The sequence below is a fragment of the Iodobacter violaceini genome (assembly GCF_011601265.1).
Taxonomy (GTDB): domain Bacteria; phylum Pseudomonadota; class Gammaproteobacteria; order Burkholderiales; family Chitinibacteraceae; genus Iodobacter; species Iodobacter violaceini.
Genome location: NZ_JAAOLX010000002.1, coordinates 539451 through 562641, shown reverse-complemented (window position 1 = coordinate 562641; position 23191 = coordinate 539451). Strand labels below are relative to the sequence as shown.

Genomic DNA, 23191 nt, shown 5'->3' with positions numbered 1-23191 from the left:
GAAAAATAGCGGGCGGGCCGTTCGCTATTTGCTAGACTTATCCACAGTTGCTCGATGAAAAAGCAACGCCCCGGCCTGGGTCAAAATTGGATCGGCAGGGTGGGTCAAATTTCAATCGGCGCTAACAGGTGTACGCGCCAGGCGGCAAGAAAGACGGCATGCAGATCCTGCCTATCTCGGAAGTGGCGGCTAAGGACGACTTCTGGAACATCAAGAACGTAACCCGGGATGACCAACTAAGCGCCCACCGTGTACCGGCACAACTGATGGGCATCATCCCCAACAACACCGGCGGCCTGGGCGATGTAGAAAAGGCGGCCACCGTGTTTGCCTATAACGAGATTGAACCCTTGCAGGAGCGGATGAAGGAGCTGAACGACTGGCTGGGGGTGGAAGTGATCCGGTTTAAGACGTATTCAGTTATGGCAGAGTAAATTAATTCAGCCCCAATAAGTGGGGCTGATTTAATAAAAGTAAACCTTTGCCTTTCTTATTTAACCACATTTTATATTTTCAATTGTGTATTAGAGGTATTCTGTATTTCCAATTATCCGCATCCACTATGCTGTCTATTGTCGTATAGTTTTCTTTTTCTTTCATTTTTCTTTCTGCACGAGAGGTGTCAAACTCAAACCCTCTGGCTTTCATGCAAATTTTAATTAATTCTTCTTCTCTAACAAGATACCCTCCCGTACTAACTTCATTATAATTAATGAGAAGTTTTATGGCTTCATACTGGCATTCAGTAATATGCGATCTGACAGAAGTACACCCTGTTAGAGTTTCTGTGAATAGCAATAAAATTATTATGTATTGTAGAGTTTTTTTCGTTTTCATGTGGTGGCCAATGGTCTAAATTTTCGTATTATCCATTCTATCTTCTATGTCCTTTATGGCTTCTTTCATTGCTTGGGAAATATTTAAATAGGCAATTTTTCTTTTCAATGAATCTTTTTCTTTATCTTGCATAAAATCAAAGAAAATATCACTGACCTCTCTAGGGAATATAATAGATATGTCGCTTATTATTTCCGCTGGGTATTCGTTATTATTTATTGCGTCAGATAGCTGATTAATTATTTTTGTATACGAAATTTCATATTTTTCTTTTTTACTGTTTAATCTTGCGATTTTTGCATCATAGACAAACCTTCTATGTTGATAATAAATTGTAAGACATGGGGCTATACCAGTTAATAGACCACCAACAATGACTCCTAACAATGTAGATGTTTCCATTAGGAAAATCCTTAATTAGTATGAAGATGCGACTTGTATTGTGTAAACGTTTGTTGAAAAAATAAAAACTATGCTTCTTTGTATAGATCAAGAAGACTACTAATTCTATGATGTTTTCATTGGAAAAATGAAAATATTCAAATTCTGCTTATAAGCCCCCAGCGCGCGCCCTCGTGACCCCGCCACGCCTGCCCACTTAACACACTATTTTTTATGCACCTGCATGGTGAAGGCTTAGGCCGCGCCAGATATGGCCCTATGAGGTAAAAAATGCGCCTATAAAAGCTTGCATAATTTGCGTATTGCTTGCCTGTTATTGCAAGAGACGCAATACGCCATATCAGGGGTGTAATTATATTTCTTGCTACGATTATTTTTAGGGCGTACTACAGTTTTAAGCGGGACAAAATGGCCCGCTTAAAACTGTTCGGTTGAACGCTATGTTAGCGTGTTTGAAAAACTTCATTTAGCTTGATGATTGCAAGAACCGTTGCTGGCTCTTGATCATCAGCTTTAATGCGGTAAACTGGTATGCTACCTGCATTTGTTACCTCTTCGATTTTAAAATCATCCCGCCAATGGGGAGATTCTTTTAGCTTTTTATATGCATCTTCCAGATTGGATTTTTGATTCATGGTATGTTCCTTTTTAAATTATAAATAACAAATTGTATCGACAAAAAAAGCAATTGGGTCAGGTCTTGCATTAACATATTTTCAAATCTAGGCTGACTTTACTATGTGCTAATGCAAGACCTGACCCCAATTTTTTCCCCATTTATTAGTATCCAACTCTATCTATTTTTTCCTCTGTAATTTTGTGAATAGTTTCTGCCAGATTTCGGAGAAAGCTAATATCAGCCGTGAGGTCCTTTGAAAGTTCACAGGAGTACCTCCAATCTTCAAAGCTTTTTGCGTGAGATTCTAGGAAATATTTAAGTTGCTTTGTATCACAGTCCTCATATCTTGGGTATTGAGGTAACGTAATGCGATTTTCAATTTCATTTTGTGTTTCTATATCAAGAGCTTGATACAAACTATCGAGATCATGACCTTTTTTATTTTTTTTGTGATTGAGTATATACAATCCCTTCAGGCCTAGTTCTACAGAAAAAGAAAGGCATACAACAGAGGGGGTAGTAGCAGATACTAATTTACCATTACTTACGAGGAGTTCACTTGCTCTATATGAAGCCTCGAGGAAATCCTTAGAGGACTTAAGGAATGCCTTAGTCATATCAAATGTCATAAATTTCTCTTTATTGGGAATCTGTGGTTAGAATTTTGCAATTCAACAATTAAGAAAACTATTTGTTAGTTTGCAAGACCTAACCTCAATTTTGTTAATTATTTCTGGTTAAAATAAGTCATCAAAATCTTTAAAGTTTCTAGATTCTTCGTTATTTTTTTGTATTTTTTCTAAATTGCGTTGTGCAAGCAAAAAAATTTCATTTATTTGAGGCTTTATTGCATAAAAAGAAACTCCTTTTTCTGGCGATGTTAATGAATGAATCAAATCCCATATTGTTTTGGGTATCTGAAATAACTGGGGTCAGAACAACATTAAATCCTACAATGCTTAATGCTCTTGGAGCCAAAGAAAGCGGATTTAACTTTACTCTGACCCCAGTTATGACCCTTATTACTATTTTTCTGTAGCTATTAATAGCTTCTTACATAAAGCATCAGCGATTGCCTTTGATCTTCTATCAATGAATTTTTCATAATTATTTTCATCTATACCAAAACCACCCACGCTTGAAATTAAATGACTTTTGAGGGACTCCGCAATTTCAGTATTTTTACTTGAAAGTTTTTCAATATATTCCTTGGGCGACTTTTTCCCTATTATATGCTTGTTTGAATAACCATCGATTAGAGTGATATTAGAAATTAAATTTGGTTCGGCATCATTAACATTGTCTTTCAAATATTTCTTCGGGAAAAAATGATGATAGTTTCTGCTGGTTGCAATTTTCAAATTGCTGTTATCAAGTATTACGCTTCCGTTTGTATCAAATGATTTTGGTTGATTATATGCAAATAAGCATAAAATTGATTTGCAAAATGCATTTCCAGATGAGAAATGGACTAATTTAATTTCTTCATAATTTATTTCTTTGATTGTATACTCAGGCGCCTGATCTTCTACAATTTTATCCATTTTGTTAAAATCTTCGATTATCTTAGAGTCTGAGGATGATTGATATCTTTCTGTCAAGCCAACCCAATAAAAATACTGCTCAAGAAGTTTACCTTGATTCAATGTTTGTTTCTTATTATTCGTTTTATAAAAGAAGTACGTAATTGGTATTAACAATGCTGGATATGGCAGCAAATGGGAAACGGGGACACGAAGCTCTGAACGAATAAAATCTATAGCTGAAAATAAAGATTCCGTCATTGGCACCCAATGAGCAATGAAATCCTCCCGTTTAATTTTCAATATATCTCGACCACGAATAGCCCTTTTACATATAGCTGCAACACACTGCATTATTAGAGAATTTGGAATGGTTTCGAACTTTGTCAATGCTAAGCATTTTTTGTCTTCGTCAGACCCATCTCGTAAAACGTCATACTTATCTGCCAAATTAAATCCTTTAGCTTCATCATAGGTTTTTGCAACCATAATTTCGAAAACAGTTAATGCTTTACCACCCGTGTTAATCCTAGAAAAAACTTCACAAGCTATTTCTATTGGGTAGTCTTTTATAGTTATTGTAGAAAAATCGTAATTTACAAGGCGTCCCTTATAGAATTCAATTAATGGAATTACTTCAATTGGAATAGAGCCGAAAAAATCTGAAATATTTTTTGTTAGCAATTTATGTACTGATACATATCTGCCTTGTTCGGCATCTTGAGGAATCTCAGTTGTGACGATTGGTTCATCATCATCTAATTTACCATTAAGATTTATAAATATATCTTGGTAATCTATTTCTTTTCCGTCCTTAGTAATTCGAATGCCTTTGCGAATTGCATAAAGCGAGGTGATCCTCTGTTGCCCATCTAAAATATATTGAACATAATCATTCTTTGGTGTCTCTGGAAGAGTATGATTACCAACCTCCTTATAGCTTCTTAGCTCCTCTCGTGTTTTCCAAAAAATAAATGTCCCTATTGGAAATCCTTTCAAAATTGAGTCAATTAACTTCGCTGACTGCTCCTTTTCCCAAACAAACTCACGCTGAAACATCGGCAACTTTATTTGCCCTGAATCAATCTCTACGAAGAGCGATTCATATTTTTTGTTGTGATTTTCTGGCTGAAGCAAAGTATGGATTTCCGCTTTATTGCCATGCTGCTGGTCACTCATTAAAAAATTTCCTTTAGGTAATGTATTGCATAACGTTTGAATTCACCGGCCTGCGCGGCTTTTCGAGCAGGTCCGGTGGAATGATGGGTTGGGCCTCACTTGGAAGTCTGCTACTTGTTCTGGCATGGCATGTTGGTCATTAGTGCATTGAGCATGACTACCACCGCCGGATCACGACGAAGTTTGAAATTGCTTTGCAGACTATCGTTAAGCATGTTCGACAGATTCACGCTATTGAGAAGCCTCTGATCGCCGCATACGACTGGCACAGCAGTCTGTTCTGATATGAAGAGCAGCGCGCTAATGAACCCGGCTTCATACTGCGAACACAGGTTGAACCCCAGATCTCCGATCTTGCATGTGTCCACCAAATAGTCGGCTGATATTCCGGTATGAACTTTCCCCTTGATCTTTCCGCAGCTGTGATTCTTGGCAAGTAGGGCGAATAGAACTGCGTGAGTTTCCGCATCACGTGCTTTGGGGTTTGTATGAACTTCTTGGATGAACTCATGCACGATGTCTGCCGTGTCTCCACATATGCCATTCCCCTTCGAGTTCATGGTGTACATCATGGCTACAGTGTCCGCAAACCCGGCGAAATAAATCTTGCAGCTAGCCTGCTGCTCTGGGTCTGCTGAACAGGCCATGGCTTGCAAGGAAGCGGGGACGCGGTTGTAGCTTGCAGAAGCAGACTTTGGAACAGGTGCAGGGGCCGGTTTCCCTGTTTCGCAATCAACCCAATCACCGCCTGCCGCACTCTTGACGCAGTTCGCTTGGGCTGCTGCCGCTACAAGCGAGAAGAGCAAAACAAGAACATTTTTTCTCATCTAATGTCTCTGCGGAATCATGCGTTGGGGACGGATGGCGAGAAATGGCCTTGGGGTCACGTCTTGCATTAACATTTCTTCAAAAGCAACGGGGTCAGACCTTACATTTTGCATAAAATCAAAACAAAAGACTTGGCCCCAATTTTTTTATGCCGATATACTACACCCGACTGAGTGGGGATTCCCATCTTTTCTTTGCTTTTGAGTCAGGTTATCGATTGATTACTTGGAATTCAGCGTAAGGTGGTGGTATGAATTTGACATGAAAATAGATGTCATAACTATTTTGTTTAATTATTTCTGCTGCGGGATTTTTGCGGGGCAGGGTGATTATCTGTTGCGATTTGTGGTGATGCCCTTCAATGTGACTTAATTCTAAGTATTTGATTATATTTACTAGATTTAAACCCCTCACGCATGGGGTGCAAGAGGGCTGCTAAGGCTGGCCCTTTTCAATTGCTGGCCGAATTAATTCGCTTGTCAGTTGCTAAGCATTAGCAGGCAGGTCTGATCATTTATCTTGGAATACTGCTTGGTACTGGCTGTCAGGTATCCGCTACTGGCCATTTCTAAATCATGACCAGCGCAGATATGAGCAAAGCCACCTTGTAAATTTCCTAACACAACGGCAGGCTATCCGGCTTATAAACTAATGATTGATTTTACCTGGCCTGTGTTACGTTAAGGATGAGCTTCGCCTTTGATTTTATTGGTGTTTAATGCATTTTTACTGAATGAAAAACATCTGTTTAATATTCTGTTTTCCCATGCGCGGGTGAAATATGTGCGTGTAATTTCACTGCTGTAATTATGTATCTTGTCTCTGATCTTTAAATAACAGAAGTTTTTTTTATTTATGAAGAAAGGAATACGGCGTGATAAAACTTAAAGTCTTTTGCCTGCTTATGCTGGCGTCAGCAGGTGTAATAGCCAGTGAGGCTAATCTGCCTGAGGAAATGCTGCGGGGAAGAAATCAGCAATATCAGGAAGGCTTTCGTGATGGCTTTCGCGAGGCGGTGCGGATGATGAATGGCAATCAGGGAAGTCAGAGTAGCGACAGGCGAAAAATTCAGATTTTGAATGCGACTTATGGCTCAGCAAGAGGGCGGTGTGATTTTACTCAGCGGCTGGCCCGATCTGCCAACGATAAATCATCTTATCGCTTTAAATCAGGTAATCAGTGGTGCGGCGATCCTTCTGATGGTTATCAGAAAATGGCAACGGTTGAATATGCCTGCCGTGGCAAGGTAAGACGAGCTTATGTTCGGGAGGGGCAATCGGAAACGCTGCGGTGTTATTGATTTTTGCTGTTCAATAGCCTGGCGAGTTGTTTTGCATGAAAGAATATGTATGGGTATTTACACTAGATATTGAGCTTTAGTTCTGTTTAATGGCGGCTACTTTATTTATCCAAAAACAAAATGAGTCAAAAGATAAGTTTCATCAGACTTTATGCAGCTGAACAATGCGTTTATTCCGCTGATCGTTGACTAGAATGCATAACAATGTGGGGCTTAACGCGGTCATAGCCGGCTGTTTTTATGTTTGTTGACAAGGCATGCATGGTTTTTTTCGAATAAGCCTTGCTTTCATCGATAAATTTTAAATAAAGGTGGATTGCATGCAAAAAAAATTCTGCCTGTTCAATGTTTTTATTGGAATAATTTTAAATTTATGGATGTTTGTTTTCGCCATTGCTGCTGAGCCATGGGGCGGCCCCATTACCGGGCCGCCAGCTCAAACCGGAAAGACAGTCGTTTTTATTGCTTCAGACCTTAAAAATGGCGGAGTAGCCAATGTGTATCGCGGTTTGGAAAAAGCCTGCCAAAAATTGGGATGGAGGCTTATCTTGCAGAATGGCGAGGGCAAAAATGACAAACTGCAAATGCTATTCGTGCAGAGTATTGCCCGGCAAGCTGATGGCATTGTGTTTGGGGGCTTTCAGCCGGATGATTTTCCGGAGCAACTAAAAATAGCCAAACTGAATAAAATAAAGCTGGTTGGCTGGCATGCAGCAAAAAATCCAGGCGCGACGCCTGATCTGTTTGTTAATGTGGCAACGGATGCGATTGAAGTAGCCGAAATGGCTGCTCATTTTGTGCTGGCTGATGCAATAAAAAATAAACGCCCACTGGGCGTGATTATATTCAATGATAATCAATTTGCAATTGCCAATAATAAAACAAATAAAATGAAACATGTTGTTGAATTGTGCAGCGCTTACAAAGATTGCAGAGTGCTTTCAATTGAAAATGTGAAGATATCTGATTCTTCGCTTCTTATTCCAGAATTGGTTCCAAAGCTTTTAAAGCGCTATGGAAAGAGCTGGACTTATAGTCTGGCCATTAATGATATTTATTTTGACAGTATGAGTTATCCGCTGATTCAGGCAGGGGCTAAAGAGTTGATGCTTGTGGCTGCTGGCGATGGCTCTGCCCTGGCGCTAAGCCGGATCGCTTCATGCCGCTCTCAGCAAGCGGCAACGATTGCCGAGCCGCTGACAATGCAGGGCTATCAATTAGCGGATGAGTTAAATCGGGCTTTTGCAGGCAGCCCGCCAAGTGGTTATATATCGAGGCCAATTTTAGTAACGTGTGATTTTCTTAAGAAAATAGGCAATCTCAGTATCGAAAATGAGTTGGGGTTTGAGAGTGCATACAGCAGAATTTGGAAAAATAAATAAAAAATCAGGGAAAGCTTATATTTTGATGGCTGTTCAAAGGAGGCAGACTCTTTTTATTTGCCGGTTTGGGTTGTACTTGAGGATTGGGGCGGGCGGATATATGCCATTTAATAGCGGGCTGTAGAATTAAAAAAGGCAAACACACTGTGCTTGCCTTTGATTAAAGAAACAGCGGGTATTATTTTGCCATTTCTTCTTTAGGTGCATCTTTTTTCATTTCTGCGGCGTGTTTCTTAGCGTCTTTCCGTGCTTTATGTTTTTTCGTTTCTTTCTTTTGTAAGGTCATGCCGTCTTTGTTCATCAGCCCTTCAGCAAATGAGGCGACAGAAGTTAAAGCAATACACGATGCTGCAATTGCGATAATAAGCTTTTTCATAAATGGAGCTCCTTGGATGAAAACGTCTGGATGTAGATTAAAGCTGCAATTTAGCTCATGTCAGCATGCCTGATATTTCAGTAGCATTACATGCTCTTGTGAGCAATGAGCGTCCTTATTCATAAACTACATCAGGTGTTTTTTCCAGAAGGAAAAACGGTAATATTGTCACTGGCTTTCGATTTTATTGGGTTTGTGTTTTAAAAGCTTTTAAGTTTTGGTGTGAAAACAAGCTTGCAGGCTGATTGTGTAATGACAATCTGGGTTGCTGAGTTCATGTTTTCTTTGATATCGGCCAGTTTTATATGGGGAGTGATTGCGCTTAATCACCACCGCCCCCGCCTCCGCATCCGCCGCTACAGCCCCCGCTGCATCCGCCACTATCCCCGCTGCTGTCTGATCCGCCGGAAGAATCTGAGCTGCTGCCAAAATCGCTGCTGCTGGTGAATTCACTACTGAGATCAGATGAATAAAATCCTGCGCCGCAATGCACTGTGCCGCTGCTGCTTGCCGCAAGCTGGCTGCAGTCGGGGGTGTAATAAAAGCCATTGGCTAAGTTCCATTTAGCATCTAAGGCAAAGAGCAAAGGCAGGCGGGTTGGGTGTTTGGGGTTGATGTTTTCTTCAAGGCAGGCATAGCGCCAGCAGGTGCGTAAGCCATCGTTATTTCGCAGCTCAGGGCTGAGCGCGCTGGCGGGGGTGTGATGCAGATAGCGGCCAAAGGCTTTCTTACAAAAGGCCTGATAGTTTTTGGTGTAAAGAATGAATTCATGCCAGAGATCATCCACCACTTGTGAAGGCATGGCGATGTGGCGATAGCCGCTTTGATGATAAACCTGAAAAAACTGCCTGAGGGCATGCGCCACCAGCTGCCGGTCTTTGAGGTTAAGCTCTGGCCTGACTTTGTGCAGCTTATCAAGCAGGCCGGGCGGGAACATATAGCTGCGAATATAATCCGCACGGGCTGTTTTTCTGAGGCGGTGCCACATTAAAAGCAGGGCAATGCTCAGGGTAAAAAGGAGGAAGTACATATTGCTCGCTTGTTTTGATGAGGAATGGATGCGCCATAATGCCCCGGGCCTGTGTCCAGGCTCCGGGGCGCTTGATCAGGCGTCCAGGCCATCCTGTACTAACTCTGCTGCACGTAAGACTGCGCGCGCTTTGTTTAAGGTTTCCTGCCATTCGCTCTGTGGTACCGAGTCAGCCACAATGCCGGCTCCGGCTTGCATATACAGTACTTTGTCTTTCACAACCGCAGTACGCAGGGCGATGGCGACATCCATATCGCCATTAAAGCCCAGATAGCCAACAGCGCCGGAGTAAATGCCGCGCTTTACCGGCTCCAGCTCGGCAATGATTTCCATGGCCCGCACCTTAGGCGCGCCAGAAACGGTGCCGGCGGGGAAGGTAGCTTTAAGCACATCAATATTGCTCATGCCAGGTTTTAGTTTGGCCTCCACGCTGGACACAATATGCATGACGTGTGAATAACGCTCGATCACCATTTTATCGGTTACCGCTACGCTGCCGGTTTGCGCCACTCGGCCTGCATCGTTGCGGCCCAGATCCATCAGCATAATGTGCTCGGCAATTTCTTTAGGATCGGCCAAAAGCTCGGCTGCGAGTGCTTCGTCTTCCATGCGTGTTTTGCCGCGTGGCCGTGTGCCGGCAATCGGGCGCACGGTGACGGTATCGTCTTCAAGCCGTACCAGAATCTCTGGCGAGGCACCCACAATATGAAAGTCACCAAAATGGTAGAAAAACATATACGGCGATGGGTTTAAGGAGCGCAGCGCGCGGTAAAGCGAGATTGGCGATTCTTCAAAGGGCAGGCTCATGCGCTGTGAAAGCACCACCTGCATGATGTCGCCATCAATAATGTAATCTTTGGCTTTAAGTACAGCAGCTTTAAACGCTTCCTCGCCAAAGCCTGATGTCATCTGGCTGACGCTGGGTGCCCGGCCTTGTAGTGGAATTTTGGCGGGCTCGCGTAAGGCCATACGCAGGGTATGGATGCGGTCGGCAGCGGTCTGGTAAGCGTTATTTTGTTCGGTATTGGCGTAAACCACTAAAAATAATTTGCCGGACAGATTATCAACCACCACCAATTCTTCAGACAGCAACAGCTGGATATCGGGCGCGCCAATTTCATCCGGCTTGGGATGATTGGCTAGTTTTTTCTCGATGTAAGCGATGGTTTCATAGCCAAAGTAGCCGACTAAGCCGCCCAAAAAGCGCGGCAGCATTTTATTGGCCGGGGCACGGTAGCGCTGTTGAAAGCTTTCAATAAAATCCAGCGGATTGCCCTGATGGGTTTCAATCACCTCGTTATTACAGATAACTTCGGTCAGATTGCCACGCACTTTTAAGCGTGTGCGGGCGGGCAGGCCAATAAAGGAATAGCGGCCAAACCGCTCGCCACCAACAACAGATTCTAAAAGATAGGTGTAAGGCTGATTTGCCAGTTTCAGATACACAGACAAAGGCGTATCTAAATCGGCAAACAGCTCTAATGCCAGCGGAATGCGGTTGTAGCCTTGCTCTTTAAGTGCATTAAATTCGGTGATCGACAACATGGATAGACTCCAAACTGGGTTTCGGTGACATGACGCAGAAATTTGTAAGCAAAAGGGCGGGCAGCAAGCTTTACATGCTGCCTGTGCAAATTAAGAGCGACGCCATCGCTGTGGGTTGGAGTAAAAGCCCATATTGCTCCGTGAGGTGAGAGATCTACCCCGATTTTTGCCGATCTTAGTCAGGATGGTCAACCTTCTTGATGGGCCAAATGGGGCAGCTTTGCTGATTTCTTCGCTTTACAGAGGAATATATCTTTGCGAGTGCTGTCTGAAAGGTATTTTGATATCCGTTTTCTCCGTGGCCGCAGTGCTTTCGTTCAGCGCACCGTGCGTTGCGCCATTTCGAGCTGGGAAAGCAGTTTTTGTAATTTGGCTTCGAGCTGATGATCCAGTGCAATAAAGTGCATGCCCAGCAGTAAAACGTCGTGCTGCGCTGAAATTTCCTGGAATTGGCGCAGGCTGCAAATCTCAATCAGTGTGCTGGCGGAGCCAGTATGGCCAAGTTCTATGATGATTTTATGTTGCTGAGCTATTTGTAGCACTTGTGCAAAATCTGCCGGAACCCAGCAAGAGAGCCCGCCAATGGATAAATCACAGATCACAAAGCGTGAGGCTTTGCTGCCGGTGCTTTGAAACTGGCAATAGAAGGGCTGATTCTCAGGAATTTTGGTGCGAAAGTGCTCCCGCCGCTGCAGCTTAATAATGGAATCGGGTATGGAGGTGCGAAATGCCGCCTGCCCCTGGTAGCGCCATGGGTTCAGATCGCAGTTGAATTTAACTAAAGAGCCACCGCCAGGTGTTGCAATACAGATTGCTTCGCAAACAGGAATATCCGCCTGAGGGTTGAACAGGCAGCAGATATTGTCGGCCTGGTTTATTTCTAAAAGGTGGCTGAGAATCAGCTCGTCGCCGTTGTTCAGAAATAAATTAATGGCATCTCCGTGTTTTTGGAGCATGGAAAAAATAGATAAGATTTCACGCCGGTCTGTCTTTCTGAATGATTCCAGCTCGTCGACTTCATTGATCAGCGATTTGAGTGTGGTTTTAAAATTCATACGCCCTTCGCACTTGTTTGGGGACGCAGGCTTACGTCCACTTTAATAATTTAGGCGATAAATCTATCGCTGGCCTGTCGTGGTGTGATTGTTTTGGGTGGATGGTATTTTTTACATCCTGCTCTGCATTTCGTCGCGCTTTTATACGTCTTATCTGCCTGAGTTGCGCTTTATCTCATCCTCCTGAACCTTGTGTTAAGGCCGCATATATTGGATGCATTCTTCTGATGAGGTCTGCTCAATGTATCCCGTTATCTTAAAACAGGTTAGCAAGCATTATCGTATGGGCTCGGTTGTTGTGCCCGCCTTGCAAGAAGTCAATCTGGTTATTTATCCCAACCGTTTTACGGTTATTGCCGGCCAGTCGGGCAGCGGTAAAAGCACTTTGCTTAATTTAATCGGTTGCATAGACCGCGCCGACGAGGGTGAGGTGATTGTGGCGGGGCAATATATTGCGCAGCTGCCTGATAATGCGCTGGCCGATTTCAGAGCGCGGCATTTAGGGTTTATTTTTCAGAATTTTAATTTGCTGCCCGTATTGTCAGCCTTTGAAAATATTGAATACCCGCTGCGCATGCTGAATATGCCTGCCACCAAACGTAAAGCCCGCGTGATGGATTTGCTGGATGCAGTAGGGCTGGCCGATAAAGCTCAGCATCGCCCGGGGCAATTATCCGGCGGGCAAAGACAGCGGGTGGCGATTGCCCGCGCACTGGCCCCCGCGCCGCAATTGGTGCTGGCCGATGAGCCAACGGCCAATCTGGACAGCCAGACGGGTAAGGCCATTTTGCAATTAATGCGCCGTATGCAGCTGGAGCATCAGGTGAGCTTTGTGTTCTCTTCCCATGATCCGCAGGTGCTGGCCGAGGCCGATGATGCCATCATGATTCGTGACGGGCGGGTGATCTCTGTAGAGCAGTTTGACCGGTCGGCAGCCAGAAAACAGGAGGTGCTGGTATGAAAATCTTCTCTTTAGCCATGCGTAATCTTTTGCGCAATTATCGCCGCTCTCTGGCTACCTTACTGGCGATGCTGGTGGGGGCGGTGACCATCTTATTATTTGGCGGCTACAGCCAGGATCTTAATTTAGGGCTGCAAACCGGCTTTGTGCAAAGCAGTGGTCATTTGCAAATTCAGCATAAAGATTATTTTTTATACGGCAATGGGAATCCGGCCGCTTACGGTATCGCTGATTATCCCAAGTTGCTGGAGGTCTTGCAAAAAGACCCTGTGCTGGCCCCCATGCTGAATGTTATTACCCCCACGCTGAGCCTTGGCGGCATTGCCGGGAATTTTTCGGCGGGCGTATCCCGCACGGTGCTTGGGCGTGGCTCAATAGTGGAAGACCAAAATAAGCTGCGGCAGTGGAATGATTATGATTTTCCGATTAAGCCCAAAAAATCAGCGCTGACAGGCACAGCAGAAGATGCCGTGGTGATTGGCTCTGGTGTGGCTCGGGTCTTGGCTTTGTGCGGCGTTTTGCAAGTGAAGAACTGCCCGCAGCCCAGTGTGGAAGCTGCCAGTGGTGCGGATGCGCCCGCCGATGTACTGGCCTTGTCAGAAGGCACGGCGGGCACAGCAAACACTGGGCGTATTGAAATGCTGGCGGCTAATTCGCATGGTGCGCCTAATGTGGCGGCCCTGACGGTGGTGAAGGCTGAAACCATTGGGGTGAAAGAGCTGGATGATATGTTTGTGGGCCTGCATTTATCTCAGGCTCAAAAGCTGATTTATGGTGCGGGCACGCCGCAGGTTACGGCAATTGTGCTGCAGCTGAAGCACAGCAGCCAGATGGCCGCAGCCAGAGCGCGGCTGGCGGAATTGCTGGCCGGGCCACTTAAAAACCATCCGCTTGAAGTGCTGGATTACACCACGATTAATCCGCAATACGGCCAAATCACCGGCATGTTTACTGCCATCTTTGGGTTTATTTCCTTACTGATTGGCTCGATTGTGCTGTTTACCGTGAGCAACACCATGAGCATGGCCGTGGTAGAGCGAACTGTAGAAATCGGCACCCTGCGCGCTATCGGCTTGCGCCAGTCGGGTATCCGCCGCTTATTTGTCTGCGAAGGCGTGCTGCTGGGTTTATTGGGTGCGGTGGCAGGGCTGCTTACGGCGTTGGCTCTGGCGTGGATTGTGAATCACAGCGGCCTGACCTGGACTCCGCCGGGTAACGTTGATCCTATTCCGCTGACTGTACGGGTGTGGGGCGAGAGCCGGATGCTGCTGACGACGGCACTGGGGCTGGTGGGCGTGGCCTTATTGTCGGCATGGTGGCCGGCAAGGCGGGCTGCGCAGCTCAATATTGTGGATGCCTTACGGCATACCTGAGCAGGAGCGAGAAATGGTCTCAATCTTATATGTGCATCTGGTTTTTGCGATAAGCGCCTTATTAATGGGTGGGGCGGTGTTATGCCTGGCTAAGGGATCGGCCCGGCACCGGCTCATGGGCAGGGGCTGGATGGTCTTAATGGCGGGTACGGCGATCTCCTCTTTTTGGCTGTCGGGCTTGTGGGAAGACCATCGTTTCAGTCCTGTTCATTTATTGTCGGTATGGGTGCTGGTTTGCATTGTAGTGGCGGTTCGTGCGGCCAGGGCCGGGCAAATTAAGCTGCACCGGCGCTTTGTCCTGGGGAGTTATCTGGGTTTGCTGGGGGCAGGCGCAGCAACGCTGCTGCCCGGGCGCTTGTTTCACACGTTTTTCTTTGCCTGAGAACGGGGAGATTGTAATGAAACTACTGTTTGTGATGAGCCTGTTACTCAGCAGCGCCAGTTTTGCTGCGGTGGATGCACAGGCTTTGCTGGCGGCCAGCGATGCTATTCGTAATCCGGATAAATCGTTTGGTCTGAATTCAACGCTGATCGAATACCGCAAAGGCAAAGAGAGCGACAGAAATACGCTGGCGATTTATTCCCGGCCAGATAACGGGCGTTTTCGTAATTTGATCCGCTTTGTGGCGCCCATTCGCGATGCGGGTAAATTGCTGCTCAAAGATGGCAATGATTTATGGTTTTATGATCCGGCCAGTAAGGCCAGCGTGCGGATCTCACCCCAGCAGCGCTTGCTGGGGCAGGCCGCTAATGGGGATGTGTTAACGGTGAATCTGGCGCTGGATTACCGTGCGGCATTTTCGGGTGAAGAAGAAATCCAGGATGGCGAGCGTAAAAAGCGTGTGTGTTACAAGCTGACTCTTAAGGCTGTTTCGCCGGATGTAACCTACCACGGCATTGAGCTTTGGATCGACAGCAGCAGTAAACAGCCGGTTAAATCTTTGTTTTATACCGAAAGCGGCCGTTTGTTAAAAACAGCGTACTTCCGCCATTATCAAACCCTGCTTGGGGCGGAGCGACCAAGTGAAACGGTGATTATTGATGGCCTTGATCCAACATGGGTTACGGTGATTAAAAACAGCGATTACGCATGGCGTGATGTGCCTGAAAGCTGGCTGCAGAGGGATTATCTGCCCCGCTTTAAGCCGGAGTAAGCGATGAAATGGCTTATCGCTTTGCTGAGCTCCGCAGCAATCGCCAGCGATCAGGATGCGCTCCTGCTGGCGGATCAAACCTCGGCAGAAACGGTGGTAAACAGTGATTGGTATTTATCTGTAGAGGGGGCATGGGGCAAAGCGTATTCAGATAAGGGCAGCGAAAATACCCAGCGCCGCTCGCTGGATTTTCGTCTGGATACCGCGCTGACGGCGGATTGGCGTGTGGTGCTGGCAGACAGGCTGGATGGTTTTGGCCCTGGCTGGCAAGAGCCGGAAAGTAAAGTTAATACTTTAAAAGAAGCCTATTTAAGCTGGCAACCTGCTGCCGATATGGTGTTTGATTTTGGCCGGATAAATACCCGCTTTGGGGTGGGGCTGGGCTATAACCCGAGTGATTTTTTTAAAGAAGGGGCGGTCAGATCGGTGGTTTCGGTTGCCCCTGCCAGCTTGCGTGAAAATCGTCAGGGCAGCGTGATGCTGCGCGGGCAAAAGCTCTGGTCTGGTGGTGCGCTGACGGCTTTGTATTCACCCAAACTGGCGAATTACCCGGATAGTGATGCGTTTAGCCCGGATTGGGGGGCGAGTAATCCGCGTCATCGCTATTTGCTGGCACTAAGCCGCAATGGTGAAATTACATCGCAATTTATATTGTTTGGCGATATGGATGCAGAAGTACAACTGGGGCTTAATTTAACCGGCCTGCTCAATGATGCAACCGTGCTGCATGCCGAAGCCAGTACCGCCAGCGAAGGGGGCAGGGTGTACCGGCTTGCCAGCGGGCTGACATGGACGTCTGAATCCAAGCTTTCGTTAAGCTTTGAATATCAGTACGATGGCGGAGCAAAAAATGCCACAGATTGGGAAGCGTTGCAAAAAGGGCCTGTGCAGGATTACTGGCGGTATCGCACAGAGGCGCAGTCGCGCCAGGCTTTGCTGACCCGGCAAGCCACAATGGTCAGTGCGCGCTGGCCTGATTTAATTCCTCAGCTGGAGCTGACTGCGCTGTGGCGGCATGATTTAATCGATCGTAGTGATATGGCATGGGCTGAAGCGCGTTACCACTTTAAAACCGTCGATATTGCATGGGAATTTCAGCTGAATCGCGGGGATGCACTATCTCAATATGGCGCTTTGCCAGAAAAACGCTCAAGCACCCTGTTGTTAAAATATTTCTTTTGATTTGTTTTTGAATAGTTGTTGCTTAAGAAAATCTGCCTGAGTGTTGCCGCTAAAACGGCTGATCAGGTTTGTGTATTTGCCTTAAGTTAAATGATTTAATCCTGCTTGCCATGCACTATTTTTAATCAGTTTAAATAAGAGCCATATGATTAATACTTCTGAGTTTCTGGCCCGGTGGCGGCGCGATTTTCCTATTCTATTGCTGGTTAATACCCTTATCGCTGTTTTATGCACTTTATCGAGTAAGCCTGAATATTTTTGGGATAATTTGCTTATTTCGCATTCAATCGGCTTTAGTATTTCCGTGCTTAATACGCTGGCTTTTTGTTCGGGCAGCGGCATGGGGGGGCAGCGTTTATGGCGTTTAATTGTGGTGCTGCCGCTGGGGCTCTTCTTTGGTTTTAAGCTGGCTTATTTTTTGGGCGCGCCGGATGTGATCAGCTATTTCTGGCTTAACCCGCAGTATCAATGGCGCTGGATTGCGCTGGCTTTTTTGGTGGCAGTCGCGGCCACAGGGTTCTTTTATGTCCTTTATCGCTCACAAACATACCGTGCGCAGCTGGCGGTTGAGCAACAACGTCTGGCCGAAGTGCAGCAATCAGAAATTGCCGCCCAGCTGGCCATGCTGCAGGCGCAAATAGAGCCGCATTTTTTATTTAATACGCTGGCCAATATGCGCAGCCTGATCAGCCGTGATGCACCGCTTGCGCAAACAATGCTGGATCATTTAAATGATTATTTGCGTGCCAGCTTAAGCCGCACGCGTAAAAAGCAGGTTACTTTGGCGGAAGAGCTGGATTTGGTGACTGCGCTTCTGGCGATCAGTAAAATTCGCCTTGGCGATCGCTTGCAATATCGGATCGATGTGCCGGCTGATTTACAAGCCGCGCTGTTGCCGCCGCTGCTTTTACAGCCACTGGTAGAAAACGCTTTAGAGCATGGCATTGAGCCGGCTATTGCCGGGGGCGAGCTGCATATTGTGGCGGATGTTGTTGAAAAACTGCTGCGTTTGCGGGTTTATGACAGTGGCTTGGGTTTGCAAAGTGCGGGTGAAGAAGGCGTGGGCCTGCCTAATGTGCGTAAGCGTTTAGAAAACCTGTATGGCAAGGAAGGGCGCCTGGCGCTTTATCCCAATGTGCCCTGTGGTGTGATTGCCGAATTAACACTGCCTTTGAATAAAATCTGAGGAAAGGAAAACCCATGCCTACCGCCTTAATTGCCGATGATGAGCCTTTACTGGCCAGCAGTCTGGCTGAGCGCTTACAAGTTCTTTGGCCGGATTTAAATATTATAGCTGTTGTTAAAAACGGGCTGGAAGCGGTGAATGAGCTGAATCGCCTGTCACCAGATTTTGCTTTTTTAGATATTCGCATGCCCGGCTTAAGTGGCCTGCAGGTAGCCAGCACCTTGCGTGATACCCGTGTGGTGTTTGTGACGGCTTTTGATGAGTATGCCATTTCGGCTTTTGATAATGCGGCCCTCGATTACTTATTAAAGCCGGTCAGCGATGATCGCTTATTGCAATGTGTGACGCGTTTGCAAAGAGAGCGTAAACCACAATTCGATTTTAATGCTTTGCTCAGCAGCATCCATAAAGAGGCTGCGCCACTGGCCTGGCTTACTGTGGGCCTTGGCGATATTACCCGCTTAGTGGCGGTGGATGAGGTTTTGTTTTTTCAGTCGGCAGATAAATATACCGAAGTTGTAACTGCACACGAGCGGCATTTAATTCGCACCTCGCTTAAAGATTTATTGCCGCAATTACACCCCAAAAGCTTTGCCCAGGTACACCGCTCTTATATTGTGAATTTGCATGTGGTGGCACGCATCGAGCGGGATATTCTTGGGCGGCAGCGTATCGAGATTAAAAATACATCGCATACATTACCGCTGAGCCGTAGTTTTGCCGGGCAGTTCAGGCAGATGTAGGCGCCGGTAGTTTTGATGAAAGGTATCTAAATACGCTTGCAGAGCGTGATTTAGTGTTTTGTTTTATATGAATTATTTTTTAATGGTTCATGGCAGGCGGATTGTTTTTACTTCTTATGTTTGCTTTTTAGCCCTGTGATCAGGGCAGGTTAAAGCAGGTCTGCGGATTTGTTAAAGTGGCAGATTATGTTTTTATTTGTATAAAAAATGATTTTTTCGCAACAGCGTATTCTTATGTACCCTGATGGGGCGTTCTGGCATAGAATCTTAGCTCTGAAAAAAGTATTAAGCATGTTTTACTAGCGTGTGGGAGTGTGCCGCACGCTTAAGGGTAAAATCCTGATTTTGGGGTTTTGTCTGGTAAAACAATCTTAAGTCCGATAGGCTGCCAGGGGCTCGATAATGAATATTTCACAACGCCTCACCGCGTTAATTACTGTTGCACTCCTTTCCTTATTGTCTGTGATGCTGCTGGGCGTATCACGCTTGAATGATCAGGCTTCGCGTTTAAAATATATTTCTGAGCATTCAATGCAAAGTACTTTATTGGCGAATCGGATTGCTAATGATTTAAATCAAAACCGTATTGTGTTGTTTGTGCATATCTTGTCTTCAAAAGATGCTGAAAAAGCAGAAATTATAAAATTTGCATCTGGTAATCGCGATACGCTGGTGAAAAATATTAATGCGTATAGCCAGTTGGTTGCAGGGCAGGAAGACGGCGAGTTATATAAAAAACTGCAGGCTGCATATAATGATTACGATCGTTTGTATATGGATGCAATTAAATTATCTGATGACCGGGATTTTACCGGTGCCTTTGAGCTGGCAAATGCCACTGGTTTTGCCAAATTTATGGCGGTCATTCAGCCTGTTAATGGGTTGGTTAAATTTAATGATGATTATGCCAAGCGCCTTATTGTTGAGGCAGATGAAGCAAATTCAAAATCTATTACATTATTCTGGATGATTTCTGTCCTGGGTATTGCTCTTGTATTATTTATTGGTATATTGATTTATCGTGCAATTAAAAAACCAATGGCCGACAGCCTGACTGCTTTATCGTATATTGAAAAAAATCTGGATTTTACAGGCCGTATTCCGGTAACGGGCAATGATGAAATCAGTCATTTAGTTAAAGCAGTTAATCATATTTTAAGCACTGTACAAAACAGCTTTATCAGTATTGAGCAGTCGATTACACAAATGGCAGGCTCTGCCGTGCAGGTTTCTGCCAATACTCAGCAGCTTTCAAAAATATCTGCCGTATCGAGCGAATCAGCAGCACATATGGCAGCAACAGTGGAAGAAGTCACGGTCAGCATTAATCATGTTGCAGAGCGCGCGCGGGATACCAAAGTACATACGCAGGATTCCGGGCGCCTTGCCAGCGATGGCGAGCGCGTGATTAATGCAACGGTAACCGAGATTGACGCCATTGCCGGCACGGTGCGGGAAGCCTCGGCGGAAATGAGCGATTTGCAGTCCAGAAGCAACCAGATTCGCACTGTGGTCAATGAGATTAAAGAGATCGCCGATCAGACTAATTTACTTGCGCTCAATGCCGCGATTGAAGCGGCCAGAGCGGGCGAGCTGGGGCGTGGTTTTGCGGTTGTGGCCGATGAAGTACGTAAGCTTGCCGAGCGTACCAGCCGCTCTACACAAGAAATTGCCAATACCGTGAGTGCGATACAGGAGGGGTCGGACCGCGCGGTGGCGCGGATGCGGCAGGTGGTATTGCAGGTGGAAGATGGTGTGGCGCATGCGCGTGATGCAGGCTCGGCGATTGCCAATATTCGTGTGGCTTCGGGCATGGTGGTGAATTACGTGGTAGATATTTCCGAGGCGCTTGTTGAGCAAAGCAGTGCCAGCACTGCAATGGCGCAGCAGGTGGAGAAAATCGCCCATATGTCGGAGCAAACTAATGATGCCGCTGTGCATTCTGCGGCGTCGGCTGACCAGCTGCAGCAACTGATTGAAACGGTTAAGAAGACCATTTCTGGTTATAGATTGCGTTAACTGCTGCCGTATTGCATGAAATAGGCCCCGTTCTGACGGGGCTTATTGCTATTTGATTCAGGAGTGAAGATGTTAGAGCGGCTTAAGCAATCGAGTTCTTTTTGGATGATTCTGGCTTGTTTTTGTTTTGCAATTATGGGGGTGTTTGTTAAGTTAGGCAGCCAGCAATTTTCAGTGGCTGAATTGGTGTTTTATCGCTGCATAGCTGGGCTGGCTGGCATTTTTGTGGTGGTTTTATTGCAGGGTAAAACGCTGAAAGTTAATTTGCCCATATTTAAATTACATATGTCACGTTGTGTGGCGGGTTTTATTGCATTGTTATTGTATTTTTATGCGATTGCTCATCTTGCATTACCTACGGCCGTTACACTCAGTTATACCTCGCCGTTGTTTTTAACTCTGATTACTATTTTTTATTTAAAGAATAGACTTCAGCCACGCCAGACACTGGCTATTCTGATTGGCTTTGTGGGGGTGGTTCTTTTATTAAAACCAACCTTTGAAAGCTCGCAGTGGCTGGCAGGTTTAATGGGCCTTGGCTCCGGGCTTTTATCTGGTGTGGCCTATTTTAATGTAAATAAATTAGGTCAGGCTGGTGAGCCCGAATGGCGTACTGTTTTTTATTTCTCCCTTGTTTCAACAGCAGGGGCTGCCATATTAATGAGCCTGCAGGATGCGCCATTAACCTTGTTAAATCCAAATAATATTTGGATTGTTGCAGGCTTGGGTGTTTCGGCAACGATTGCACAATTGGGAATGACGCGTGCATACAGCAGGGGTAAAACATTGACGGTGGCCAGCCTGGCTTATTTAACCGTGCTCTTTGCTACTGTATTTGCCGCTCTGCTTTGGGATGAGCAGCTAAGCTGGCCAAGTTATATCGCCATGGCTCTGATTGCGGCATGTGGCATATTATCAAGTGCATTTAAAAAAAGTGTTAGGCTCTGATGCTTTGCATCTTTGCTCATGTTTTGTGTTTTCTTGTAAATGAATAATGGCCGGTGGCGTCTGTGATGATGTGCTGAGTTTGAGGAGAAATTGATGCGATTTTTATTGTCAAATGATGATGGTTATTTTGCCCCGGGTATTTTGGCTTTAGCAGAAGCATTACGTGAAGAAGGAGAGGTGACGGTCTGTGCTCCGGAGCGGGATCGCAGCGGGGCCAGTAATTCACTGACGCTGGATCGCCCTTTAAGTGTGCGCAAAGCTCCCAGTGGCTTTATGTATGTAAATGGCACCCCAACCGATTGCGTGCACCTTGCCGCAACAGGTTTGATGGATTCCTTGCCGGATATGGTTGTTTCGGGCATTAATCATGGTGCCAATATGGGTGATGACACGATTTATTCGGGCACGGTGGCTGCCGCCACTGAGGGGCATCTGTTTGGTGTTCCGGCGATGGCTGTTTCACTGGCTTCACGCAACCCGCAGCACTTTGACAGTGCAGCGCAGGTGGCCAGAGATTTGGTGCGGCGGTTTATCCGCCAGCCTTTTGCCTCGCCTGTATTGCTGAATGTAAACGTACCGGATTTACCTTATGCCGAGATAAAAGGGGTGTTAATGACGCGTTTGGGGCGTCGACATAAATCTTCCGGCGTGATTCAATCCAAAAATCCGCGCGGTGAAACCATCTGGTGGGTAGGGCCGGTAGGGGAAGTCTCTCATGCCGGAGAAGGGACTGATTTTCATGCCGTAGCAAATGGCTATGTATCAGTGACACCACTATCGGTGGATTTAACCGCTAAATCTCAACTTGATCTTGTCTCAACATGGCTATCCGATTAAATATTGCCGCCCTGGGCGGCGCAGGCATGACGTCCGCAAGAACGCGGGCGAGGCTGGTAGAGCGCTTAAAGACGCAGGGTATCAGCCATGCGGGCGTTCTGGCCGCGATGGCCGAAGTGCCCCGCCATGGTTTTATGGATGAGGCGCTGGCGCATAAGGCTTATGACGATGTGTCTTTGCCCATTGGTTTTGGTCAGACCATTTCTCAGCCTTATATCGTTGCAAGAATGACCGAGCTGGCAATGGGCGCTGCCCGGCATGACAAAGTGCTGGAAATTGGTACAGGCTGTGGTTATCAGACCACAGTATTAGCGCTGTTGTTTAAAACGGTTTATTCGGTCGAGCGAATTGGTGGCTTATATAAAGCCACGCGGGATCGTCTGAGTGTGCTCGGTGTACATAATGCACGCTTACGCCATGCTGATGGCAGCAAGGGGCTTGCGGAAGCAGCCCCTTACGATGTCATTATTATCACGGCGGCAGCGCCTATTTTGCCGGAAGATATGCTCCCGCAGCTGCAATTAGGCGGGCGTCTGATTTTTCCTGTGGGAGAAACAGATCAGGAATTACGACAGATAGAGCGTACTGCCGGGGGCTTTATTGAAACCCGGCTGGAAAAAGTTAATTTTGTGCCGCTGTTACCGGGTGTTGTGTAAGTTGTTTTGTAATGCGACTGCGGGCAGGTTCGTGCCTGTTGCGTGATTGCGTTATT

General features: G+C 46.1%; 24 protein-coding genes. 14 read left to right on the top strand and 10 right to left on the bottom strand.

The features are described 5' to 3' along the window. Positions 1 to 158 precede the first annotated feature (158 nt). Positions 159 to 434: a phage portal family protein gene (locus HA050_RS06160; RefSeq protein WP_240928985.1), complete on the top strand. Its 276-nt coding sequence runs from the start codon at positions 159 to 161 to the stop codon at positions 432 to 434. Positions 435 to 513: 79 nt separating this feature from the next. Here HA050_RS06160 and HA050_RS06155 read toward each other — a convergent pair whose 3' ends face one another. The 6 genes from HA050_RS06155 to HA050_RS06130 form a co-directional block, all read right to left on the bottom strand. Continuing rightward, the gene (locus tag HA050_RS06155; RefSeq protein WP_166823433.1) at positions 514 to 837 is read right to left on the bottom strand and encodes a hypothetical protein; all 324 of its coding nucleotides are present in this window, start codon (positions 835 to 837) and stop codon (positions 514 to 516) included. A gap of 15 nt (positions 838 to 852) precedes the next feature. Continuing rightward, positions 853 to 1239, bottom strand: coding sequence for a hypothetical protein (locus HA050_RS06150; RefSeq protein ID WP_166823431.1), 387 nt, complete (start codon positions 1237 to 1239; stop codon positions 853 to 855). A gap of 443 nt (positions 1240 to 1682) precedes the next feature. Beyond that, complete coding sequence (locus HA050_RS06145) at positions 1683 to 1874, bottom strand: hypothetical protein (protein ID WP_166823428.1); 192 nt, start codon at positions 1872 to 1874, stop codon at positions 1683 to 1685. Between the two features lie 145 nt (positions 1875 to 2019). Next, complete coding sequence (locus tag HA050_RS06140; RefSeq protein WP_166823425.1) at positions 2020 to 2487, bottom strand: hypothetical protein; 468 nt, start codon at positions 2485 to 2487, stop codon at positions 2020 to 2022. A gap of 396 nt (positions 2488 to 2883) precedes the next feature. Next, on the bottom strand, positions 2884 to 4560 hold the full coding sequence (locus HA050_RS06135; protein ID WP_166823422.1) for a DUF262 domain-containing protein: 1677 nt from the start codon (positions 4558 to 4560) through the stop codon (positions 2884 to 2886). A 110-nt stretch (positions 4561 to 4670) separates the two neighbouring features. Further along, the gene (locus tag HA050_RS06130; protein ID WP_166823419.1) at positions 4671 to 5387 is read right to left on the bottom strand and encodes a Rap1a family protein; all 717 of its coding nucleotides are present in this window, start codon (positions 5385 to 5387) and stop codon (positions 4671 to 4673) included. An 875-nt stretch (positions 5388 to 6262) separates the two neighbouring features. On the opposite strand from HA050_RS06130, the gene HA050_RS06125 reads away from it, so the two are divergent. Continuing rightward, entirely contained in the window at positions 6263 to 6688 is a 426-nt protein-coding gene (locus HA050_RS06125) for a hypothetical protein (protein ID WP_166823416.1), read from the top strand. 320 nt (positions 6689 to 7008) lie between these two features. Further along, positions 7009 to 8070: a substrate-binding domain-containing protein gene (locus tag HA050_RS06120; RefSeq protein WP_166823413.1), complete on the top strand. Its 1062-nt coding sequence runs from the start codon at positions 7009 to 7011 to the stop codon at positions 8068 to 8070. Positions 8071 to 8248: 178 nt separating this feature from the next. On the opposite strand, the gene HA050_RS06115 is transcribed toward HA050_RS06120, so the two are convergent. The 4 genes from HA050_RS06115 to HA050_RS06100 form a co-directional block, all read right to left on the bottom strand. Continuing rightward, positions 8249 to 8446, bottom strand: coding sequence for a hypothetical protein (locus tag HA050_RS06115; protein WP_115227841.1), 198 nt, complete (start codon positions 8444 to 8446; stop codon positions 8249 to 8251). 322 nt (positions 8447 to 8768) lie between these two features. Then, positions 8769 to 9476: a glycine-rich domain-containing protein gene (locus tag HA050_RS06110; protein ID WP_166823410.1), complete on the bottom strand. Its 708-nt coding sequence runs from the start codon at positions 9474 to 9476 to the stop codon at positions 8769 to 8771. Between the two features lie 75 nt (positions 9477 to 9551). Next, a complete protein-coding gene (trpE, locus tag HA050_RS06105; RefSeq protein WP_166823408.1) occupies positions 9552 to 11021 on the bottom strand; it encodes an anthranilate synthase component I in 1470 nt (489 codons plus the stop codon). A gap of 317 nt (positions 11022 to 11338) precedes the next feature. Continuing rightward, positions 11339 to 12076, bottom strand: a complete 738-nt coding sequence (locus HA050_RS06100) for a flagellar brake protein (RefSeq protein ID WP_166823405.1) — start codon at positions 12074 to 12076, stop codon at positions 11339 to 11341. 241 nt (positions 12077 to 12317) lie between these two features. On the opposite strand from HA050_RS06100, the gene HA050_RS06095 reads away from it, so the two are divergent. From HA050_RS06095 to HA050_RS06045, 11 genes are all read left to right on the top strand, one after another. Continuing rightward, entirely contained in the window at positions 12318 to 13037 is a 720-nt protein-coding gene (locus tag HA050_RS06095) for an ABC transporter ATP-binding protein (protein WP_166823403.1), read from the top strand. Next, positions 13034 to 14410 (top strand): ABC transporter permease, encoded by a 1377-nt coding sequence (locus tag HA050_RS06090; RefSeq protein ID WP_166823400.1) that lies wholly within the window; start codon positions 13034 to 13036, stop codon positions 14408 to 14410. The genes HA050_RS06095 and HA050_RS06090 overlap by 4 nt, the downstream gene beginning before the upstream one ends. 13 nt (positions 14411 to 14423) lie before the next feature. After that, on the top strand, positions 14424 to 14792 hold the full coding sequence (locus tag HA050_RS06085) for a DUF2306 domain-containing protein (protein ID WP_205836311.1): 369 nt from the start codon (positions 14424 to 14426) through the stop codon (positions 14790 to 14792). A 16-nt stretch (positions 14793 to 14808) separates the two neighbouring features. Then, positions 14809 to 15564 (top strand): outer membrane lipoprotein-sorting protein, encoded by a 756-nt coding sequence (locus HA050_RS06080; protein ID WP_205836310.1) that lies wholly within the window; start codon positions 14809 to 14811, stop codon positions 15562 to 15564. Between the two features lie 3 nt (positions 15565 to 15567). Beyond that, a complete protein-coding gene (locus HA050_RS06075) occupies positions 15568 to 16746 on the top strand; it encodes a hypothetical protein (protein ID WP_166823378.1) in 1179 nt (392 codons plus the stop codon). Positions 16747 to 16891: 145 nt separating this feature from the next. Then, positions 16892 to 17932: a sensor histidine kinase gene (locus HA050_RS06070; RefSeq protein WP_166823375.1), complete on the top strand. Its 1041-nt coding sequence runs from the start codon at positions 16892 to 16894 to the stop codon at positions 17930 to 17932. Positions 17933 to 17946: 14 nt separating this feature from the next. Then, on the top strand, positions 17947 to 18675 hold the full coding sequence (locus HA050_RS06065; protein ID WP_166823373.1) for a LytR/AlgR family response regulator transcription factor: 729 nt from the start codon (positions 17947 to 17949) through the stop codon (positions 18673 to 18675). 402 nt (positions 18676 to 19077) lie between these two features. Beyond that, positions 19078 to 20694 carry a methyl-accepting chemotaxis protein gene (locus HA050_RS06060; RefSeq protein WP_166823370.1) on the top strand — a complete coding sequence of 539 codons (1617 nt, stop codon included), beginning with the start codon at positions 19078 to 19080 and terminating at the stop codon, positions 20692 to 20694. Between the two features lie 69 nt (positions 20695 to 20763). Beyond that, positions 20764 to 21642, top strand: a complete 879-nt coding sequence (locus tag HA050_RS06055; RefSeq protein WP_240928984.1) for a DMT family transporter — start codon at positions 20764 to 20766, stop codon at positions 21640 to 21642. Between the two features lie 93 nt (positions 21643 to 21735). Continuing rightward, positions 21736 to 22479 (top strand): 5'/3'-nucleotidase SurE, encoded by a 744-nt coding sequence (surE, locus tag HA050_RS06050; RefSeq protein WP_166823367.1) that lies wholly within the window; start codon positions 21736 to 21738, stop codon positions 22477 to 22479. Next, positions 22464 to 23135, top strand: a complete 672-nt coding sequence (locus tag HA050_RS06045) for a protein-L-isoaspartate(D-aspartate) O-methyltransferase (protein ID WP_166823364.1) — start codon at positions 22464 to 22466, stop codon at positions 23133 to 23135. The genes surE and HA050_RS06045 overlap by 16 nt, the downstream gene beginning before the upstream one ends. Positions 23136 to 23191 lie beyond the last annotated feature (56 nt).

Bases quoted from the DNA above. Each gene is read 5' to 3' on its own strand.
- HA050_RS06095 (WP_166823403.1), top strand. From the start codon at position 12,318: ATGTATCCCGTTATCTTAAAACAGGTTAGCAAGCATTATCGTATGGGC.
- HA050_RS06085 (WP_205836311.1), top strand. From the start codon at position 14,424: ATGGTCTCAATCTTATATGTGCATCTGGTTTTTGCGATAAGCGCCTTA.
- HA050_RS06130 (WP_166823419.1), bottom strand. From the start codon at position 5,387: ATGAGAAAAAATGTTCTTGTTTTGCTCTTCTCGCTTGTAGCGGCAGCA.
- HA050_RS06055 (WP_240928984.1), top strand. From the start codon at position 20,764: ATGTTAGAGCGGCTTAAGCAATCGAGTTCTTTTTGGATGATTCTGGCT.
- HA050_RS06120 (WP_166823413.1), top strand. From the start codon at position 7,009: ATGCAAAAAAAATTCTGCCTGTTCAATGTTTTTATTGGAATAATTTTA.
- HA050_RS06070 (WP_166823375.1), top strand. From the start codon at position 16,892: ATGATTAATACTTCTGAGTTTCTGGCCCGGTGGCGGCGCGATTTTCCT.
- HA050_RS06155 (WP_166823433.1), bottom strand. From the start codon at position 837: ATGAAAACGAAAAAAACTCTACAATACATAATAATTTTATTGCTATTC.
- HA050_RS06110 (WP_166823410.1), bottom strand. From the start codon at position 9,476: ATGTACTTCCTCCTTTTTACCCTGAGCATTGCCCTGCTTTTAATGTGG.
- HA050_RS06160 (WP_240928985.1), top strand. From the start codon at position 159: ATGCAGATCCTGCCTATCTCGGAAGTGGCGGCTAAGGACGACTTCTGG.
- HA050_RS06100 (WP_166823405.1), bottom strand. From the start codon at position 12,076: ATGAATTTTAAAACCACACTCAAATCGCTGATCAATGAAGTCGACGAG.
- HA050_RS06145 (WP_166823428.1), bottom strand. From the start codon at position 1,874: ATGAATCAAAAATCCAATCTGGAAGATGCATATAAAAAGCTAAAAGAA.
- HA050_RS06140 (WP_166823425.1), bottom strand. From the start codon at position 2,487: ATGACATTTGATATGACTAAGGCATTCCTTAAGTCCTCTAAGGATTTC.
- trpE (WP_166823408.1), bottom strand. From the start codon at position 11,021: ATGTTGTCGATCACCGAATTTAATGCACTTAAAGAGCAAGGCTACAAC.
- HA050_RS06065 (WP_166823373.1), top strand. From the start codon at position 17,947: ATGCCTACCGCCTTAATTGCCGATGATGAGCCTTTACTGGCCAGCAGT.
- HA050_RS06075 (WP_166823378.1), top strand. From the start codon at position 15,568: ATGAAATGGCTTATCGCTTTGCTGAGCTCCGCAGCAATCGCCAGCGAT.
- HA050_RS06115 (WP_115227841.1), bottom strand. From the start codon at position 8,446: ATGAAAAAGCTTATTATCGCAATTGCAGCATCGTGTATTGCTTTAACT.
- surE (WP_166823367.1), top strand. From the start codon at position 21,736: ATGCGATTTTTATTGTCAAATGATGATGGTTATTTTGCCCCGGGTATT.
- HA050_RS06080 (WP_205836310.1), top strand. From the start codon at position 14,809: ATGAAACTACTGTTTGTGATGAGCCTGTTACTCAGCAGCGCCAGTTTT.
- HA050_RS06135 (WP_166823422.1), bottom strand. From the start codon at position 4,560: ATGAGTGACCAGCAGCATGGCAATAAAGCGGAAATCCATACTTTGCTT.
- HA050_RS06060 (WP_166823370.1), top strand. From the start codon at position 19,078: ATGAATATTTCACAACGCCTCACCGCGTTAATTACTGTTGCACTCCTT.
- HA050_RS06045 (WP_166823364.1), top strand. From the start codon at position 22,464: ATGGCTATCCGATTAAATATTGCCGCCCTGGGCGGCGCAGGCATGACG.
- HA050_RS06150 (WP_166823431.1), bottom strand. From the start codon at position 1,239: ATGGAAACATCTACATTGTTAGGAGTCATTGTTGGTGGTCTATTAACT.
- HA050_RS06090 (WP_166823400.1), top strand. From the start codon at position 13,034: ATGAAAATCTTCTCTTTAGCCATGCGTAATCTTTTGCGCAATTATCGC.